This window comes from Streptomyces sp. NPDC034099, from assembly GCF_055575415.1.
On sequence record NZ_JBVISR010000003.1, the window covers coordinates 216,130 to 231,989 of the forward strand.

At 70.9% G+C, this 15,860-nt stretch carries 16 protein-coding genes; 9 read left to right on the plus strand and 7 right to left on the minus strand.

Translation table 11 applies throughout. The features are described 5' to 3' along the window. The first annotated feature begins 20 nt into the window (after nt 1-20). Genes ACZ56V_RS09865 through ACZ56V_RS09875 form a run of 3 tightly spaced genes read left to right on the plus strand, consistent with a single transcriptional unit; the run spans nt 21 to nt 3,582 of the window. Nucleotides 21-1,022, plus strand: a complete 1,002-nt coding sequence (locus tag ACZ56V_RS09865) for an aliphatic sulfonate ABC transporter substrate-binding protein (protein ID WP_398909840.1) — start codon at nt 21-23, stop codon at nt 1,020-1,022. Further along, nucleotides 1,019-2,560, plus strand: a complete 1,542-nt coding sequence (locus tag ACZ56V_RS09870; RefSeq protein WP_468940764.1) for a sulfatase-like hydrolase/transferase — start codon at nt 1,019-1,021, stop codon at nt 2,558-2,560. Before ACZ56V_RS09865 ends, ACZ56V_RS09870 begins: the two co-directional genes overlap by 4 nt. A gap of 32 nt (nt 2,561-2,592) precedes the next feature. After that, nucleotides 2,593-3,582: a formylglycine-generating enzyme family protein gene (locus tag ACZ56V_RS09875; protein WP_467379150.1), complete on the plus strand. Its 990-nt coding sequence runs from the start codon at nt 2,593-2,595 to the stop codon at nt 3,580-3,582. Here the strand turns inward: ACZ56V_RS09875 and ACZ56V_RS09880 are convergent. The 4 genes from ACZ56V_RS09880 to ACZ56V_RS09895 all read right to left on the minus strand — a co-directional run bounded on the left by ACZ56V_RS09880 (nt 3,557) and on the right by ACZ56V_RS09895 (nt 5,933). Continuing rightward, nucleotides 3,557-3,901, minus strand: coding sequence for a hypothetical protein (locus tag ACZ56V_RS09880; protein ID WP_398909834.1), 345 nt, complete (start codon nt 3,899-3,901; stop codon nt 3,557-3,559). The genes ACZ56V_RS09875 and ACZ56V_RS09880 overlap by 26 nt on opposite strands. A 123-nt stretch (nt 3,902-4,024) precedes the next feature. Continuing rightward, nucleotides 4,025-4,879 carry a glycerophosphodiester phosphodiesterase gene (locus ACZ56V_RS09885; RefSeq protein WP_468940768.1) on the minus strand — a complete coding sequence of 285 codons (855 nt, stop codon included), beginning with the start codon at nt 4,877-4,879 and terminating at the stop codon, nt 4,025-4,027. A gap of 167 nt (nt 4,880-5,046) precedes the next feature. Beyond that, a complete protein-coding gene (locus tag ACZ56V_RS09890; protein ID WP_398909832.1) occupies nt 5,047-5,250 on the minus strand; it encodes a hypothetical protein in 204 nt (67 codons plus the stop codon). Nucleotides 5,251-5,315: 65 nt separating this feature from the next. After that, on the minus strand, nt 5,316-5,933 hold the full coding sequence (locus ACZ56V_RS09895) for a TetR/AcrR family transcriptional regulator (protein WP_468940771.1): 618 nt from the start codon (nt 5,931-5,933) through the stop codon (nt 5,316-5,318). A 108-nt stretch (nt 5,934-6,041) separates the two neighbouring features. On the opposite strand from ACZ56V_RS09895, the gene ACZ56V_RS09900 reads away from it, so the two are divergent. Next, nucleotides 6,042-7,004 (plus strand): zinc-binding dehydrogenase, encoded by a 963-nt coding sequence (locus ACZ56V_RS09900; protein ID WP_468940774.1) that lies wholly within the window; start codon nt 6,042-6,044, stop codon nt 7,002-7,004. A 6-nt stretch (nt 7,005-7,010) separates the two neighbouring features. Here the strand turns inward: ACZ56V_RS09900 and ACZ56V_RS09905 are convergent, their stop codons facing one another. Further along, nucleotides 7,011-7,853: a class I SAM-dependent methyltransferase gene (locus ACZ56V_RS09905; protein ID WP_468940777.1), complete on the minus strand. Its 843-nt coding sequence runs from the start codon at nt 7,851-7,853 to the stop codon at nt 7,011-7,013. Between the two features lie 95 nt (nt 7,854-7,948). On the opposite strand from ACZ56V_RS09905, the gene ACZ56V_RS09910 reads away from it, so the two are divergent. Beyond that, nucleotides 7,949-8,344, plus strand: coding sequence for a YunG family protein (locus ACZ56V_RS09910; protein WP_398909826.1), 396 nt, complete (start codon nt 7,949-7,951; stop codon nt 8,342-8,344). Nucleotides 8,345-8,392: 48 nt separating this feature from the next. Here the strand turns inward: ACZ56V_RS09910 and ACZ56V_RS09915 are convergent, their stop codons facing one another. Further along, entirely contained in the window at nt 8,393-9,406 is a 1,014-nt protein-coding gene (locus ACZ56V_RS09915) for a LacI family DNA-binding transcriptional regulator (RefSeq protein WP_398909824.1), read from the minus strand. A gap of 337 nt (nt 9,407-9,743) precedes the next feature. Between ACZ56V_RS09915 and ACZ56V_RS09920 the strand changes: the two genes are divergently transcribed. From ACZ56V_RS09920 to ACZ56V_RS09935, 4 genes are all read left to right on the plus strand, one after another. Beyond that, nucleotides 9,744-11,054: an ABC transporter substrate-binding protein gene (locus ACZ56V_RS09920; protein WP_468940782.1), complete on the plus strand. Its 1,311-nt coding sequence runs from the start codon at nt 9,744-9,746 to the stop codon at nt 11,052-11,054. A gap of 104 nt (nt 11,055-11,158) precedes the next feature. Further along, entirely contained in the window at nt 11,159-12,154 is a 996-nt protein-coding gene (locus ACZ56V_RS09925; RefSeq protein ID WP_398909820.1) for a carbohydrate ABC transporter permease, read from the plus strand. Between the two features lie 12 nt (nt 12,155-12,166). Then, complete coding sequence (locus ACZ56V_RS09930; RefSeq protein WP_468940785.1) at nt 12,167-13,090, plus strand: carbohydrate ABC transporter permease; 924 nt, start codon at nt 12,167-12,169, stop codon at nt 13,088-13,090. 47 nt (nt 13,091-13,137) lie between these two features. Beyond that, nucleotides 13,138-14,577, plus strand: a complete 1,440-nt coding sequence (locus ACZ56V_RS09935; protein WP_398909818.1) for a GH1 family beta-glucosidase — start codon at nt 13,138-13,140, stop codon at nt 14,575-14,577. Nucleotides 14,578-14,646: 69 nt separating this feature from the next. Here ACZ56V_RS09935 and ACZ56V_RS09940 read toward each other — a convergent pair whose 3' ends face one another. Further along, nucleotides 14,647-15,843: a glycoside hydrolase family 64 protein gene (locus ACZ56V_RS09940; RefSeq protein ID WP_468940788.1), complete on the minus strand. Its 1,197-nt coding sequence runs from the start codon at nt 15,841-15,843 to the stop codon at nt 14,647-14,649. Nucleotides 15,844-15,860 lie beyond the last annotated feature (17 nt).

Sequence of the window (15,860 nt, forward strand, 5' to 3'; positions counted from 1 at the left end):
CCCGGAAGGGACTCACCGCCATGTCACCCGCCCTCACCCGCAGAAGCCTCACCACCACCCTCGCCGGCGTGGCCGCGATGGCGCTGCTCGCCGCGTGCGGCGGCGGCTCGTCCTCCGGCGGATCGTCGGACACGGTGCGCTTCGGCTACATCAACGACTTCAACGGCGCCAGCCTGATCGCCATCGCCGAGGCCAAGGGCCTGTGGAAGAAGCACGGGCTGTCGGCGGACACCAGGGTCTTCACCAACGGGCCGCTCCAGATCCAGGCCCTGGGCACGAACAACCTCGACTTCGGCTACATAGGCCCCGGCGCCATGTGGCTGCCCGCCTCCGGCCAGGCCAAGGTCGTCGCCGTCAACACCCTCGGCAACTCCGACCGGGTCCTCGCCCAGCCGGGCATCACCTCGATGCGGCAGCTCAAGGGCAAGACCGTCGCCGTACCCGAGGGCACCTCCGGCGACATGATCCTCTCCCTCGCCCTGGAGAAGGCCGGGATGACCAAGGAGGACCTGAAGGTCGTCCCCATGGACCCGTCCACCATCGTCTCCGCCTTCTCCTCCCGGCAGGTCGACGGCGCCGGCTTCTGGTACCCGGCCGCGGCGACGATCAAGAAGCAGGTCCCCGGCCTGGTCGAGCTCGCCAAGAACGCCGACTTCGAAGACGACGTCTCCTTCCCCACGGCGTTCGTCGCGGGCAACAAGGTGGTGGCCGACCAGCCGGAGAAGACCAAGAAGGTCCTCGCCGTACTGCGCGAGGCCATGACGGTCCGCGCCGAGCACCCCGACGAGGCGGTCAAGCTCACCGCCGACAAGCTGAAGATCCCCGTCGACCAGGTCGAGGCGGACGCCGCGAACAACAAGGTGCTCAGCGTGGCGGAACTCGACAGGCTGACCCAGGACGGCACCGTCGTGAAATGGCTCCAGGGCATGAACGACTACTTCGTCAACGCCGGCAAACTCAAGAAGCCCGCCGACCCGAAGACCTACTACACCGGCGACCTCTTCACGGGAGCGGGCAAGTGACGCGAGAGAACCAGCCCGGCGCCGGGACCGGCACCCAGCCCGGGGCGCCCCGGAAGAACATCCTCTTCCTCATGACCGACCAGCACCGCACGGACACGCTCGGCGCCTACGGCAACCCACTGGCCCACACCCCCGCGCTCGACGAACTGGCCGCCACGGGAACCCGCTTCGACCGCTGGTACACCCCCACCGCCATCTGCACCCCGGCCCGCGCCAGCCTCCTGACCGGCCAGGCACCCTTCCGGCACAAGCTCCTCGCCAACCACGAACGCAACGTCGGCTACCTCGAAGACCTGGCCGAGGACCGGTTCGCCTTCTCCCGCGCACTGCGCGAACACGGCTACAACTGCGGCCTGTTCGGCAAGTGGCACGCCGGCAGCCGGCGCACCGCGGCCGACTTCGGCTTCGACGGCCCCGAACTGCCCGGCTGGCACAACCCCGTCGACCACCCGGACTACCTCGACTACCTCGCCGAACGCGGACTGCCCCCGTACGAGATCAGCGACCGTGTCCGCGGCACCCTGCCCAACGGCGGCCCCGGCAACCTGCTCGCCGCCCGGCTGCACCAGCCGGTCGAGGCCACCTTCGAGCACTACCTGGCCACCCGCGCCATCGAGCAACTGGAGCGGTACGCCGCCGACGCCCACGAGCGCGACCGGCCCTTCTTCCTGGCCCTGCACTTCTTTGGACCGCACCTGCCGTACATCCTGCCCGACGCGTACTTCGACCTGGTCGACCCCGCGGACGTGGAACTGCCGCGGTCGGTGTCCGAGACCTTCGAGGGCAAACCCCCGGTCCAGCGCAACTACAGCGCGCACTGGACCTTCGACACGATGCCCATCGAGACCACCCGCAAGCTCATCGCCGTCTACTGGGGCTACGTGGCCCTCATCGACCGGCAGATCGGCCGGGTCATGGCGGCCATGGAACGGCTCGGCCTCGTCGAGGACACGGCGGTGTTCTTCACCTGCGACCACGGGGAGTTCACCGGCTCGCACCGGCTGCACGACAAGGGCCCGGCGATGTACGAGGACATCTACCGCACGCCCGGCCTGCTCCGGGTCCCGGGCGCACCCGGCGGACAGGTGCGCGACGAGTTCGTCAGCCTCCTCGACTGCACCGCCACCATCCTCGAACTGGCGGGCCTCGATCCGAAACCGGCCGTCGACTCGCGCAGCCTGCTGCCCCTCGTGCGCGGCGAGTCGGTGGACTGGGACGAGGACATCGTCTGCGAGTTCCACGGCCACCACTTCCCCTACCCGCAGCGCATGCTGCGGGAGGACCGCTACAAACTCGTCGTCAACCCCGACTCGGTCAACGAGCTGTACGACCTGCACACCGACCCGGACGAGCTGCAGAACGTCTACGCCCATCCGGAACAGGCGGAGGTCCGCGGCCGCATGATGCGCCGGCTGTACGACGTCCTGCGGGAACGCGGTGACAACTTCTACCACTGGATGACGTCGATGTACGACGTGGGCGAGGTGGGACACGACCCGACCCTGAGCGGACTCGACGAGTCCACGTACAAGGCGTAGCAGGCCCGGGCACGCGAACGATTCGAGGACCGATGACCAGCACTCACCGCCCGTGCTGCGCCCCCGCGACGGCATCCGTCGCCGTGGACGCCGCGCCCGCCGTGCCCCTCGCGGCACCGGGACCGGCCGCCCGTCCGCGCTCGACCCGCGGCCAGGTGCGCCTGGCGGGCGGTGAGTTCGCCATGGGGGACGCCTTCGGGGAGGGATATCCGGCCGACGGCGAGACACCCGTGCACACGGTGCGTCTGGAGCCCTTCCACATCGACGAGACCGCCGTCACCAACGCCCAGTTCGCCGCCTTCGTCAAGGCGACCGGCCATGTGACCGACGCCGAACGCTTCGGCTCCTCGGCGGTCTTCCACCTGGTGGTCGCCGCCCCGGACGCCGACGTCCTCGGCAACGCCGCCGGCGCACCCTGGTGGATCAATGTGCGGGGCGCCCACTGGCGCCGCCCCGAGGGCGCCCGCTCCGACATCACCGGCCGGCAGAACCATCCCGTCGTCCACGTCTCCTGGAACGACGCCACCGCCTACGCGCGGTGGGCCGGCAAGCGGCTGCCCACCGAGGCCGAGTGGGAGTACGCCGCCCGCGGGGGACTGGCCGGCCGCCGCTACGCCTGGGGCGACGAACTGACCCCCGGCGGCCGGTGGCGCTGCAACATCTGGCAGGGCCGCTTCCCCCACGTCAACACGGCCGAGGACGGACACCTCACCACCGCACCGGTCAAGTCCTACCGGCCCAACGGCCACGGCCTGTGGAACACCGCGGGCAACGTGTGGGAATGGTGCTCCGACTGGTTCTCGCCGTCCTACTACGCCGAGTCCCCGGCCGCGGACCCGCGCGGACCAGGGACCGGGACGGCCAGGGTCCTGCGCGGCGGCTCCTACCTCTGCCACGACTCCTACTGCAACCGCTACCGGGTCGCCGCCCGCTCGTCCAACACCCCGGACTCCTCGTCCGGCAACCTCGGCTTCCGCTGCGCCAACGACGCGGCCGTCACATGCGGATCAGCCGCTGCGTGATCTCCCGGTACTGCCGCAGGGCGACCCGGAGTTCCTCGGCCTGCGCCTCGGGGTCCTGGTCCTGCCAACTCTCGTGCAGGGCCCGGCGCCGTTCCGCGAGGGCGTTCGCGAGGTGGGCGGCGGCGTCGTCGAAGGCACCCTCCGCCTCCGCCAGCGCGTCGTGCGGAGCGTCGGCGAAGGTGTTGATGGCCTTGCGGAGGCGGTCCAGGACCGCGTCCCGTTCCGCCGACGGCAGGAGCGCGTCCGGCGCCGCGGAACGGCGCTCGGCGCGGTCCTGGCCCCGGTCCGGGGGCTGCTGTGCGCGCGTCTGGTCATACATGTCGTGTGCCGCTTTCCTGGGTTGCTTGGATCACCGGGTTCCCCGGAGCGGCATACGCTGCGCCGTACGGACAGTCAACGCCCGATGGCGATGTGTGTCAAAGCGCCGGTTTCCCGTGTCCCGCTACCGCCGGGTGAGGGTCTGGGGGTAGTCGGTGATGATGCCGTCGACGCCGAGGCCGGCCATTTTGCGGATGGCGCCGGGTTCGTCGACGGTCCAGACGTTGATGTCCATGCCGAGTTGGTGGACGCGGTCGACGAGTGTTTGGTCGGTGACGGTGTGCTGGGGGTTGATCTGGTCGGCCCACTGGCTGAGTTCGGTGAGTTCGGTGTCGGTGGGGCGGTCTGCGTCGAGGATGCCGATGGGGATGTCGGGCTGGGCGGTGTGGAAGGTGCGGGCGTCGTCGGTCTCGAAGGACTGCACGGCCAGTTGCTTCCGGGCGAGAGCCTTGCGCACATAGCCGGGTTTGGCGTGCAGGGTGTCGGCGAGGTCGGTGGCGACGGTGGTGCCGTACTGGCTGCAGGGGCTGATTTCGGCGAGGAGTCCGGTGCGGGTGTGCTGGATGTGGTGGATGACGTCGTCGAGGGTGATGATCGGTTCGCCTGTGTAGTCGTCGTGGAACCAGGAGCCGGCGTCGAGGCGGCGGAGTTCGTTCCAGGTGAAGTCGGAGACGCGGTAGCGGGGGCGGCCGGGGTAGAGGTCTTCGATGTCGGTGGTGCGTTCCATGGTGCAGTCGTGGAAGTTGACGAGGCGGCCGTCCTTGGTGCGCTGGACGTCGATTTCGACGTAGTCGGCGCGTTGGCGGACGGCGAGGTCGATGGCGGCGGCGGTGTTCTCGGGTGCCATGCCCGAGGAGCCGCGGTGGGCGATGACGTCGGGGCCGGTCGCGGCCTGCGCGGTCGTCGACGTCATCGCCAGTGCCAGACCACTCAGCACGGCCACGACCACACCGGCACGCCTCTTGCTCGCGAACTTCACTGGAGCCTCCCACGTTGAATGACTCCCTGGAGACTCCCGGACGGTGGTTACGGGAAGCCTGCCGCTGGCTGGCGGGCCCGGGAGGGGCCGGTGGAGCGGAGCGCCGAACCGGTCATCGAAGGCGGAGGGGGCGATTGCGCGCAATCACCCCCTCCGCCCCGTGCGTTTCACCTGCCGAGGAGGCCCTGGGGGAGGAGCGACTGCGGTGAGGTGGCCGGATGCCCCACCTCCAGCGATCCCAGGAGTCCGTCCAGGAGCGGACCACCGGGAACACCGGCGGACGGATCGGGCACCGGAGCGGCCTCGGCGACGGGAGCGGAGACCAGCAGAGCGGTGGCCATGACGGAGGCACAGGCGAGCTTCTTGATCATGTCCGTCCCAACGAACGGAGACCCGGGGGGAAACGCCTGCCGGGGCCGGACTGGGCCAGTCGGGTTCACACGGGCGCCAACCGTGGCACCGGCGGGAGCGGCGCGTGCCCGGGGGAGGCCTTGAACGCCTGGATCACCAGCGCGGCGAAGCGCCGGGAGGCCGCGACGCGGGCGGCCGTCGACAGGGTGTGTATGCCCCGGTTGGCCATGATCATGAGAATGAGGTCGTCCAGCACGAAGTCGGGGCGCAGACCGCCCTGACCCTGGGCCCGACGGGCCAGTTCACCGACGGACTCCAGCGAGTACGCGCGGGCGGCGGCGAAGTCCATCGCGTCCGGGTAGGCCGCCATGAACGCCTCGGTGAAGCCCAGGTGCCGGGCGTGCAGCTCACACGTCTTCTCGACGACGAGGCGGAAACCGGCCCAGGGGTCGGGGTGGGCCAGGCCCTCGTCCACGATCGTCCGGCACGCGCGCAGCTGGTCCCTGAAGGCCTCGGTGACCAGCTCCTGCTTGGTCGGGAAACGCCGGTAGAGCGTAGCGGGCCCGACGCCGGCGCGCCGGGCGACTTCCCGCATCGGCACCCGCAGCCCCTCGGCCGCGAACAGCGCACGGGCCGCGTCGAGGATGCGCTCGCGGTTGTCCTCGGCGTCGGCGCGCAGGGTGTGAGGCAAATGATCGGTCACCACTCTCACTTTAGCGAAGTGGACGGGGGCGTCCGTTAACGTCCGAAGAGCACGGGCCCCCGTACCCGAGGACATGGCGGCACGGCTCCGGCGAGCAAGGAGTGGCGAATGAAGGCAGTGGAGATCCGGGCGTTCGGCGGACCCGAGGGGATGGCGCTCGTCGACCTCCCCGACCCCGTGCCCGCCGCGGGGCAGGTGCTGGTGGCGACGGAGACGATCGGCGTGAGCGGCGCCGACGTCGCCATCCGCAGCGGCGCGCTCGCCTCCTACGGATTCCAGGAGGGACATGTCCCCGGCGGCGAGGTGGTGGGCACCGTCACGGCCGTCGGCGCGGGCGTCGACGCCTCCTGGACCGGCCGGCGTGTGTGGGCCCAGACCGGCGTGGGAGGCGGATACGCCGAGCAGGCGACCGCCCCGGTCCACGACGTCCTTCCGCTCCCCGAGGGGCTGTCCGCCCTGGACGCGGTGACGCTCGGGAGCGCCGGCGTGGTGGCACACTTCGGCCTCGCCCACGCCCACTTCACCGCGGGCGAGAACGTGCTGGTGCGGGGCGCGGCGGGCAGCCTCGGCATCATGACGGTCCAGCTCGAGGCGCGTGGCGGTGCCGCGGCGGTGGCGGTCACGACCTCGTCGGCCGCCCGGGGCGAGAGGCTGCGCGGGCTCGGCGCGACCCACGTCCTGGACCGCGCCGGCGAGGGCGACGCGGACGCTCCCGAGTCCTTCGACGTCATCGTGGACATCGTCGCGGGAGCCGAGCTGCCCTCCTTCTTCACCAGGCTCGCGCCGAACGGCAGGATGGTGGTGGTCGGCGCCGTCGCGGGGCAGCCGCCCGCGGACTTCGGTACGCGTCTGATGGCGTCCTTCCAGAAGTCGATGTCGTTCGCCACCTTCAGCGCCGCCACCGTCCCGGAAGCCGACCTGCGGGCCGTGCGGGCCGAGCAGTTCGCCGCCGCGGGCCGGGGGGAGATCGAGACCGTCGTGCACGAGGTGCTGCCCCTGGACCAGGCGGCCTCGGCGCACCGGAAGATGGACGCGGGCGAGGTCTTCGGGCGGATCGTGCTGACCCCTTAGGCCCGCTCAGTCCGCCCCGCGCGGCCAGACGAACACCTCCGTGCCCGGTCGGCGCTCGGAGAAGCGGCCCGACGGCGAGACCTCCCTGAGCAGCCGGCTCAGATCCGCCTCGAAGACGGCGAGCCGGGCGCCGAACAGGTGCGGGGCCGAGAACGACATGGAGAACACCCCCGCGACGACGTCGTCCTCCGTGCGCACCATCGGCTGCCCACCGGGCACGACATGCCGGTACGGGCCGGCGAACCCCGCCCCGGCCAGGACCGCGCCCTCACCGGCAGGCGTGCCGCGCGGCAGCAGCCCCCGGCCGGCCCGGCGGACCGGCCCCAGGCACCGCCTGACGAGGGCGTCGATCGCCGCGTGCGGGACCGGAGGGTGCGGCAGCCCGTCGACGGTCCGGCTCTCTCCCTTGAGGTCCGAGATGTGCACCAGCGCGCCGCCCCGCCGCAGCATGCCCCGGACGGTCGCCGCCACCAGCCCGCGGTCCATCCAGTGGAACGACTGGGCGAGGGTCGCGACGGTGAAGTCGCCGAGTCCTGCCGGGAGTTGCTCGGCCCGGACCCGCACCCACCGCACCTTGTCCGCCACACCCAGCTCAGCGGCCTCGCGAGCCGCCTCCGCGAGCATCCCCGCGTCCGGATCCACCCCGACCACCTCGTCGAAGTGAGCGGCCAGGGCCAGGGCGACCGTCCCCGGCCCGCACCCCAGGTCGATCAGCCGACCCCGCCCGTCCAGGCCCAGCACCTCGCCGAGCACGTCCGCCAGGCCGGGGGCGTACGGGAGTCTCCCGCGGCGGTAGAAGGCGGCGGTGCCGGAGAACAGCGTCTCGTCCCACTCCCGGCCGATCCCCATACCGCCCGCCACTCCCTCCGTCCGGTACGTCCGCGCCCGGTGCGTCACCGGTCGGTCACCCGTGATTGTCAGTGCCCGTCGGCACAATGGACGGCATGAAACCCCTGCTTCTCGCCGATGTCGAGCGCGCCGTCCGCAGCAGTTGGAGTGCCGAGACGTGCACGCCGGAGTTCCGGACGCGGTGGACCGGGGACGATCCCGCCCGCGACCAGTGCGGCGTGACCGCCATGGTGCTCAACGACCTGCTGGGCGGCGAGCTGATCCGGGGCGAGGTGCACGTGGCGGGCGAGCGGGTCGACTTCCACTGGTGGAACCGGCTGGGCATGGGCGTGGAGATCGACCTCACCCGGGAGCAGTTCGGCCCGCACGAGAGCGTCGTCGGCGCCGTCGTCGTCCCCCGGCCGCCCGGGATACGCCGGCTGCGGGAGGAGTACGAGCTGCTGCGCGGGCGGGTCCTGGAGCGGCTGCGGCGGCAGGGGGCCGCCCCGTGACCGACCGGCCGGGGCTCCGGACGCCTTCCCCGCGATGAGAGGCCGGGCCTACGACGACTCGCGCACCACCAGCTCCGTCGGCAGCGTCATCTGCTGCCGGGGCGCGCCGTGCTGCGTGATGTCGGTGAGGATACGGGCCATGGTCCGGCCCAGTTCCTCCACCGGCTGACGTACCGTCGTCAGCGGCGGGTTGGTGTGGCGGGCCAGGACGGAGTCCTCGAAACCGACGACGGCCACATCCCCCGGCACCTGTCGCTTCTGCCGGCGCAGTTCGGCCAGGGCGCCGACCGCCATGAGGTCGGACGCGGCGAAGACGGCGTCCAGGTCGGGGACGCGTTCAAGAAGCAAACGCATGGCGCGCGCGCCGCCCTCCTCGGTGAAGTCACCCGTCTCGACGAGGAGTTCCGGCGCCGGCACGCCCGCCTCCTCGTGGGCGGCGCGCCAGCCGGCGAGCCTGCTGCGGCCGACGTCCATGTCCAGCGGCCCGGTGACGGTGGCGACCCGGCGCCGTCCGCCGCCCAGCAGATGGCGTACCGCGGCGGCCGCCCCGCCGGCGTTGTCGGAGTTGACGTAGCTCAGCCGCTCGCCCGCGTCACGGCGGCCGGCGAGCACGGTGGGCAGGCCCATCTCCTCGAGCATGCCCGGCAGCCGGTCCTCGGAGTGCACGGAGACCAGCAGCACGCCGTCCACCCGGCGGGTCGCGACCGACTCGGTCAGCTGGTCCCGCTCGGCCTGGTCGCGGACGAGCATCAGCTGCAGTTGGGTGCGGCTCTCGGCCAGGGCGCCGCTGACGCCGCGGATGAGCGCGGCGAAGAACGGCTCCGAGCCCAGCCGGCTCTCCGACTCCGGGATCACCAGGGCCACGGCATTGGTGCGGTTGGTGACCAGGCCGCGGGCGACCGAGTTGGGAACGTAGTTCAGTTCCTTGATCGCCGCAAGGACCCTCTCGCGCGCATCGGCACTGACCAGCTCCGAGCCGTTGACGACACGGGAGACGGTGGTGCGGCCCACGCCGGCGCGGGCGGCGACCGTTTTGATCGTTGGACGGCGGTTGCCGGTCATGTACTCCCCCCTCGGCGGCCGCGGCGGCGCTGCCTGCCGCGGAGGTGACCTGCGGCAATTCTTGCAGACACCGCGGTCGGCGAAGCACCCCCCGGGCTCCGGGAGGCGAACGCGGCGCGGGGCCGCTTGCGACAAGTTGCTTTCAAGTTATTGACAGACAGGGCCCGTTCCCACGAGTCTTCGATGCGCCGGTGGGAACGTGCCCACCAAAATTGGGCACGTTCCCACCCCATGTTCGAGCCGCTGTCTTTCATCGCTGTAGCCGCTGTAGCCATCGCAGTAGTCATCGCAGAACTCGTCACTCCGATGTGTCAGCGCCGTCGCTAGGAGGAGATCCATGGGCACTCTCGGTTCGTTGCGCAGAAGGGCGGTGGCGACGGCCGCGGCCGTCGGCGCGCTGGCACTCGTCGTCGGCTGCGGAGGCAGCGACGACTCGGCCACCGGCGGTGGCAAGAAGGACGGCAAGGTCACCATCACCATGGGCATGTACGGGGTGATGGGCATCAAGGAGACGGGCCTTCTCGAGCAGTACGAGAAGGAGAACCCCGATGTCGACATCAAGGCCGAGATCGCCGGTGACGAGCAGACCTACTACACCGCCCTGCAGACCAGGCTCGCGGCGGGCAAGGGCCTGAAGGACATCCAGGGCATCGAGATCGGCCGGGCCAAGGAGATCACCGAGACCCAGGCGGACAAGTTCGCGGACTTCTCCGACGTCCCGGGCACCGACCACTTCCTGCCGTGGAAGGAGTCCCAGATCAGCACCAAGGACGGCAAGGTGCTGGGCCTGGGCACCGACATCGGCCCGATGGCCGTCTGCTACCGCAAGGACTACTTCGAGAAGGCGGGCCTGCCCACCGACCGCGAGGAGGTCGCCAAGCTCTGGGAGGGCGACTGGAACAAGTACGTCGAGGTCGGCCGCACCTTCAAGAAGGGCTTCAAGGGCGACGACGTGGCCTACATGGACGCGGCCAGCGGCCTGTTCAACGCCATGGTCTACGGCTACCCCGAGCAGTACTACGACGAGAACGGCGAGCTGATCTACAACACCAACCCGGCCGTCAAGGAGGCGTGGAAGCTCTCCGCCGACGCGGCCGAGGACGGGCTGACCGCCAAGCTCCGCCAGTTCCAGCCCGGTTGGGACCCCGGCCTGGCCAACGGCACCTTCGCCACCGCGGTGTGCCCGGCGTGGATGCTCAGCCACATCAGCGAGAAGGCCGGCGACGCGAACAAGGGCAAGTGGGACGTGGCCAAGGCGCCCAAGGGCGCGAACTGGGGCGGCTCCTTCCTCGGTGTGGTCGAGCAGAGCCCGGTGAAGGAGGAGGCCAAGAAGCTCGTCGCCTGGCTCACCGCGCCCGAGCAGCAGGCCCACATCTTCAAGGAGATCGGCAACATCCCGTCCTCGCGCGAGGCACTGGGCAACCCCGCCGTGAAGAACGCCAAGTCCGAGTACTTCAGCGGCGCCCCGATCGGCCAGATCTTCGGCGCCGCCGCCCAGGAGATCCCGGACAAGCAGGTCCTCGGCCGCAAGGACGGCACGATCAAGGACACCTTCTCCCAGGGCCTGGCCCTGATCGAGCAGGGCGACGCCACGCGTGACGAGGCGTGGAAGACCACCGGGGAGCGCATTGAGAAGGCGGTCGGCTGACTCTCCGCTCCCGAGGCCGACCGGGCCCGCCCGCAGCCAGGACCAGGTCCTGGCCGGCGGGCCCGGCGCCTCGCCCACCCATCCGCTCTCAGGAAGGAAGTCCGGTGGCCACCTCCACCACCAAGGCCCTGGCCGGGGGCGAGCCTCCGCGTCCGTCTCCCCGCGGGGGCGGCGGGGAAACCCCCCGGCGGCGCGGCGCGCTCCTGCACCGGCTCGACATCAAGGGCGCTCCGTACGCGTTCGTCGCGCCCTTCTTCATCATCTTCGCCGCGTTCAGCTTCTACCCCCTCATCTACACCTCGTGGATCTCCCTGCACGACGTGGAGCTGGCCACCCTCGATGTCATGGAGTGGGTGGCGTTCGACAACTACGTGGACCTGTGGGGCGATTCCCGGTTCTGGAACGCGCTGCAGAACACCATCACCATCGGCGTCATCTCCACGGTGCCGCAGCTGATGATGGCGCTCGGCATGGCCCACCTGCTCAACTACCGGATGCGCGCCTCGCTGTTCTTCCGGGTCGCCTCCCTGGTCCCGTACGCCACCTCGGTGGCCGCGGCGGCTCTCGTCTTCACCATGATCTTCGAGCGCGACTTCGGCATGATCAACTGGGCGCTCGGCTCGGTCGGGATCGACCCGGTGGACTGGGAGGCCGACAAGTGGCCCGCCCAGATCGCGATCTCCACCATCGTCATCTGGCGCTGGACCGGCTACAACGCGCTGCTGTACCTGGCCGCGATGCAGGCCATTCCCGCCGACCGGTACGAGGCGGCCTCCCTCGACGGCGCCTCCCGGTGGCAGCAGTTCATCCACGTCACCGTCCCCGGCATCCGCTCCACCATCGTCTTCACCATCGTGCTCTCCACGATCGGCGCCACCCAGCTCTTCGGTGAGCCGCTGATCTTCGGCCAGGGGCCCAACGGGGTCACCGGCGGCGCGGACAACCAGTACCAGACGCTGGGCCTGCTGCTGTACGAGGAGGGCTGGAAGAACTACCAGATGGGCCGTTCGGCGACCGTCGCCTGGGCGATGTTCATGCTGCTGGTCCTCGTCTTCGTCGTGCAGCGCGTCATCAAGCGCCTGCGCTCCCGCACGTCCTGACCTGGAGTCGCCATGACCACTCAAAGTCTCTCGGCCCGGACCGACGCCCCGGCCCGGACCCCCGCCGTGAAGGCGGGCGGCCGCAGCGGCCGCCGGCTGCTGCGCCAGCGCGCCGGCCGCCAGCACCACGCCGGCCCCCTCGCCTACGTACTGCTCGCCATCATGGCGATCCTGTCGATCTTCCCGCTGTACTGGACGATGGTGGCCGCGTCCACCGACAACACCCGGGTCAGCCAGACGCCGCCCCCGTTCCTGCCCGGCCCGAACCTGTTCAGCAACCTCGCCCGCGCCTGGGACGAGGCGGCGATGGGCAAGGCCATGATCAACAGTCTCATCGTGGCCGGGGTGATCGCCCTGTCCACGGTGCTGTTCGCGACGCTGGCCGGGTTCGCCTTCGCCAAGCTGCGGTTCAAGGGCCGCAACGCCCTGCTCATGCTGGTGATCGGCACCATGATGGTCCCGCCGCAGCTCGCCGTCGTGCCGCTGTTCATGATGATGGCCGACCTGGGCTGGTCGCAGCAGCTGCCCGCCGTCATCTTCCCGACGCTGGTGAGCGCGGTCGGCGTGTTCTTCATGCGGCAGTACCTGACGGAGGCGCTGCCGGACGAACTCGTCGAGGCCGGACGCGTGGACGGAGCGCACTCGCTGCGGATCTTCTTCAGCATCGTGCTGCCCATCGCGCGGCCCGCGATGGCCGTCCTGTTCATGATCACGTTCGTGCACGCGTGGAACGACTTCTTCTGGCCGTTCGTGGTCCTCGACATGACCAACCCGACGGTCCCCGTCGCGCTCACGCAGCTCAGCGCGGGCTACGTCCGCGACCAGTCGCTCATCATGGCCGGCGCGCTGCTCGGCACGCTGCCGCTGCTGGCGATGTTCGTCGTCTTCGGCCGCCAGATCGTCAGCGGCATCATGGCGGGCGCCGTCAAGGGCTGACCCGTCGCCTCCGCCGTACCCAGCACCCCCACCCCGAAAGGACTTACGTGGTCACCGCAGCACAGCAGACCGCGTCCGCCCCGGACGCCGCCCGCACCTTCCCCAAGGGCTTCCTCTGGGGTTCCGCGACCGCCTCCTACCAGATCGAGGGGGCCGCCGCGGAGGACGGCCGCACGCCGTCCATCTGGGACACCTACGCCCGTACCCCCGGCCGGGTCCGCAACGGTGACACGGGTGACACCGCCACCGACCACTACCACCGCCGCAGCGAGGACGTGGCCCTCATGGCCGAACTCGGCCTGGGCGCCTACCGCTTCTCGCTCGCCTGGCCCCGGGTCCAGCCCACCGGCCGGGGCCCGGCCGTACAGCGGGGCCTGGACTTCTACCGGCGCCTGGTGGATGAGCTGCTGGAGAAGGGCATCCAGCCCGTCGCCACCCTCTACCACTGGGACCTGCCCCAGGAGCTGGAGGACGCGGGCGGCTGGCCCGAGCGTGCCACGGCCGAGCGGTTCGCCGAGTACGCGGCCCTCGCCGCGGACGCGCTCGGCGACCGGGTGAAGACCTGGACCACCCTCAACGAGCCCTGGTGCAGCGCCTTCCTCGGCTACGGCTCCGGCGTGCACGCCCCCGGCCGCACCGACCCGGTCGCCGCCCTGCGCGCCGCCCACCACCTCAACCTGGCGCACGGCCTGGCCGTCCAGGCCCTGCGCGACCGCGTCCGCGCCGACGCCCAGGTCTCCGTCACCCTCAACGTCCACCACGTCCGCCCGCTCACCGGCAGCGACGGCGACGCCGACGCGGTGCGCCGGATCGACGCGCTCGCCAACCGGGTCTTCACCGGCCCGATGCTGAACGGCGCCTACCCGGAGGACCTGTTCAAGGACACCGCCGAGCTGACCGACTGGTCCTTCGTCCAGGACGGCGACCTGCGCCAGGCCCACCAGCCGCTGGACTTCCTCGGCGTCAACTACTACACGCCCACCGTGGTCTCCGAGACCGACGGCAGCGCCACGCACACCTCCGACGGGCACGGCAACAGTGCCCACAGCCCCTGGCCGGGAGCCGACCGGGTCGCCTTCCACCAGCCGCCCGGCGACACCACCGCCATGGGCTGGGCCGTCGACCCCACCGGCCTGTACGACCTGCTGCGCCGGCTGTCCGCCGACTTCCCGAGGCTGCCGCTGGTCATCACCGAGAACGGCGCCGCCTTCGACGACTACGCCGACCCCGAGGGGCGGGTCAACGACCCCGCCCGGATCGCCTATGTCCGCGGCCACCTGGCCGCCGTCCACCAGGCCATCCTGGACGGCGCGGACGTGCGCGGCTACTTCCTGTGGTCCCTGCTGGACAACTTCGAGTGGGCCCACGGCTACAGCAAGCGCTTCGGCGCCGTCTACGTCGACTACCCGACCGGCACCCGCATCCCCAAGGCGAGCGCCCGCTGGTACTCCGAGGTCGCCCGCACCGGCGTACTGCCCGGCGCCTGACCACCGGACCGCCCCCTTCCTCCACCGCACCGGCGGGGGACGGGGGCGGACCCGGGTCCCGTCCCCGGTTCAGTCGAGCGGGGCGAGCGTGAGCCGCGCCTCGGCCGGGTTGCCGTCGTGCACCAGCGACTCGTGGTTGCCGACGTCGTCGAAGGCGAAGGCGTACGCCTTTCCGTCGGCCATGCGCTCGTGGATGATCCGGGCGTAGTGGTTGGTCACGGAGTCCCGGTAGAAGCCGGCCGCCGAGGGATCGGGCTGGTTGGGGTTGCTCAGCAGCGTCGAGCGGTTGAACCCGGCGCACAGCGTGCGGGAGATCGGCCCGCGCACCTGGTCGTTGGGCGCGTCCAGGAGCCGGTGGCAGCCGAAAACGCTGGAGGCGTCGGGCTTCTGGAAGCTGGTGACGACCGCGCCGGAGGTGTTGGTGAAGTTCATGACGTTGCCCGAGACGCGGCCGAAGTACTTGGTGTTCGGCTGGTCCCCGAAGGGCGTGACGGTGAGCGTGGACGTCGTGTACTTCTGCCAGACCCGGTTGATGTAGTCGTCCATGACCGACGCGGGCAGCGCCCCGGTCTCCACCCCGTACAGCGGCGCCAGCGCCCGCAGCACGGTGCCGTCCGGCCGGGTCTGGATCAGCCCGCCCCAGCCCGGCTGGGCCCGCAGTGCGTCGAACACCCCGCGGTAGCCACCGGCCTTGAGCTGCCCGGCGCTGATCGCGCTGCCGTCGGCGCGCTGCACGCCGACCGTGTAGGGCGCGGAGAACATGTCGACCTGGGTGCTGTTCAGCCACAGCCCGCCGTCGTTGAGTGTGTACTCCGACCAGTTGAAGAGGATGTTGCGGTTGGGGTCGCTCGGGTTCTGGACGGCGGGCTGGACCAGGCCGCCGGTGGTCAGCCGGAAGTCCAGCTTCTGGCCGTAGGAGAAGTAGATGCGTCCCGACAGCTTCGGGATGCGGATGGTCTTGGTCTGTCCCGCGGCCGGTCCGGGGATGGACGCGTCCGGTGCGGGAGTGGGGGGATTGCCGCCGGCGGGCCAGGCGTGGAAGGTGCCGCTTTCGTCGGCCCAGCCCTGCTGACCGGTCGTCAGGGAGGTGCCCAGGTTGTAGATGTGGACGGCGTCGCCGCGGGCCGAGTTGTTGGTGATCTTCAGCGGGATGGTGGCGGGCACCGCGGCGTCCGCGGGCGGTGCGGCGCCGAACGTGAGCAGGGCGCCGGCGAGGCCTGCGGCCGCGGCCGCGGCGAGCAGACGGTGTCTGAGTCGGGAGAGCACTCTCCACCTCCGTGCGG

Coding starts and splice junctions, on each gene's coding strand:
- ACZ56V_RS09930 (WP_468940785.1), top strand. CDS start 12,167: ATGACCACTCAAAGTCTCTCGGCCCGGACCGACGCCCCGGCCCGGACC.
- ACZ56V_RS09880 (WP_398909834.1), bottom strand. CDS start 3,901: ATGTATGACCAGACGCGCGCACAGCAGCCCCCGGACCGGGGCCAGGAC.
- ACZ56V_RS09905 (WP_468940777.1), bottom strand. CDS start 7,853: ATGGGGATCGGCCGGGAGTGGGACGAGACGCTGTTCTCCGGCACCGCC.
- ACZ56V_RS09915 (WP_398909824.1), bottom strand. CDS start 9,406: ATGACCGGCAACCGCCGTCCAACGATCAAAACGGTCGCCGCCCGCGCC.
- ACZ56V_RS09875 (WP_467379150.1), top strand. CDS start 2,593: ATGACCAGCACTCACCGCCCGTGCTGCGCCCCCGCGACGGCATCCGTC.
- ACZ56V_RS09910 (WP_398909826.1), top strand. CDS start 7,949: ATGAAACCCCTGCTTCTCGCCGATGTCGAGCGCGCCGTCCGCAGCAGT.
- ACZ56V_RS09865 (WP_398909840.1), top strand. CDS start 21: ATGTCACCCGCCCTCACCCGCAGAAGCCTCACCACCACCCTCGCCGGC.
- ACZ56V_RS09890 (WP_398909832.1), bottom strand. CDS start 5,250: ATGATCAAGAAGCTCGCCTGTGCCTCCGTCATGGCCACCGCTCTGCTG.
- ACZ56V_RS09920 (WP_468940782.1), top strand. CDS start 9,744: ATGGGCACTCTCGGTTCGTTGCGCAGAAGGGCGGTGGCGACGGCCGCG.
- ACZ56V_RS09900 (WP_468940774.1), top strand. CDS start 6,042: ATGAAGGCAGTGGAGATCCGGGCGTTCGGCGGACCCGAGGGGATGGCG.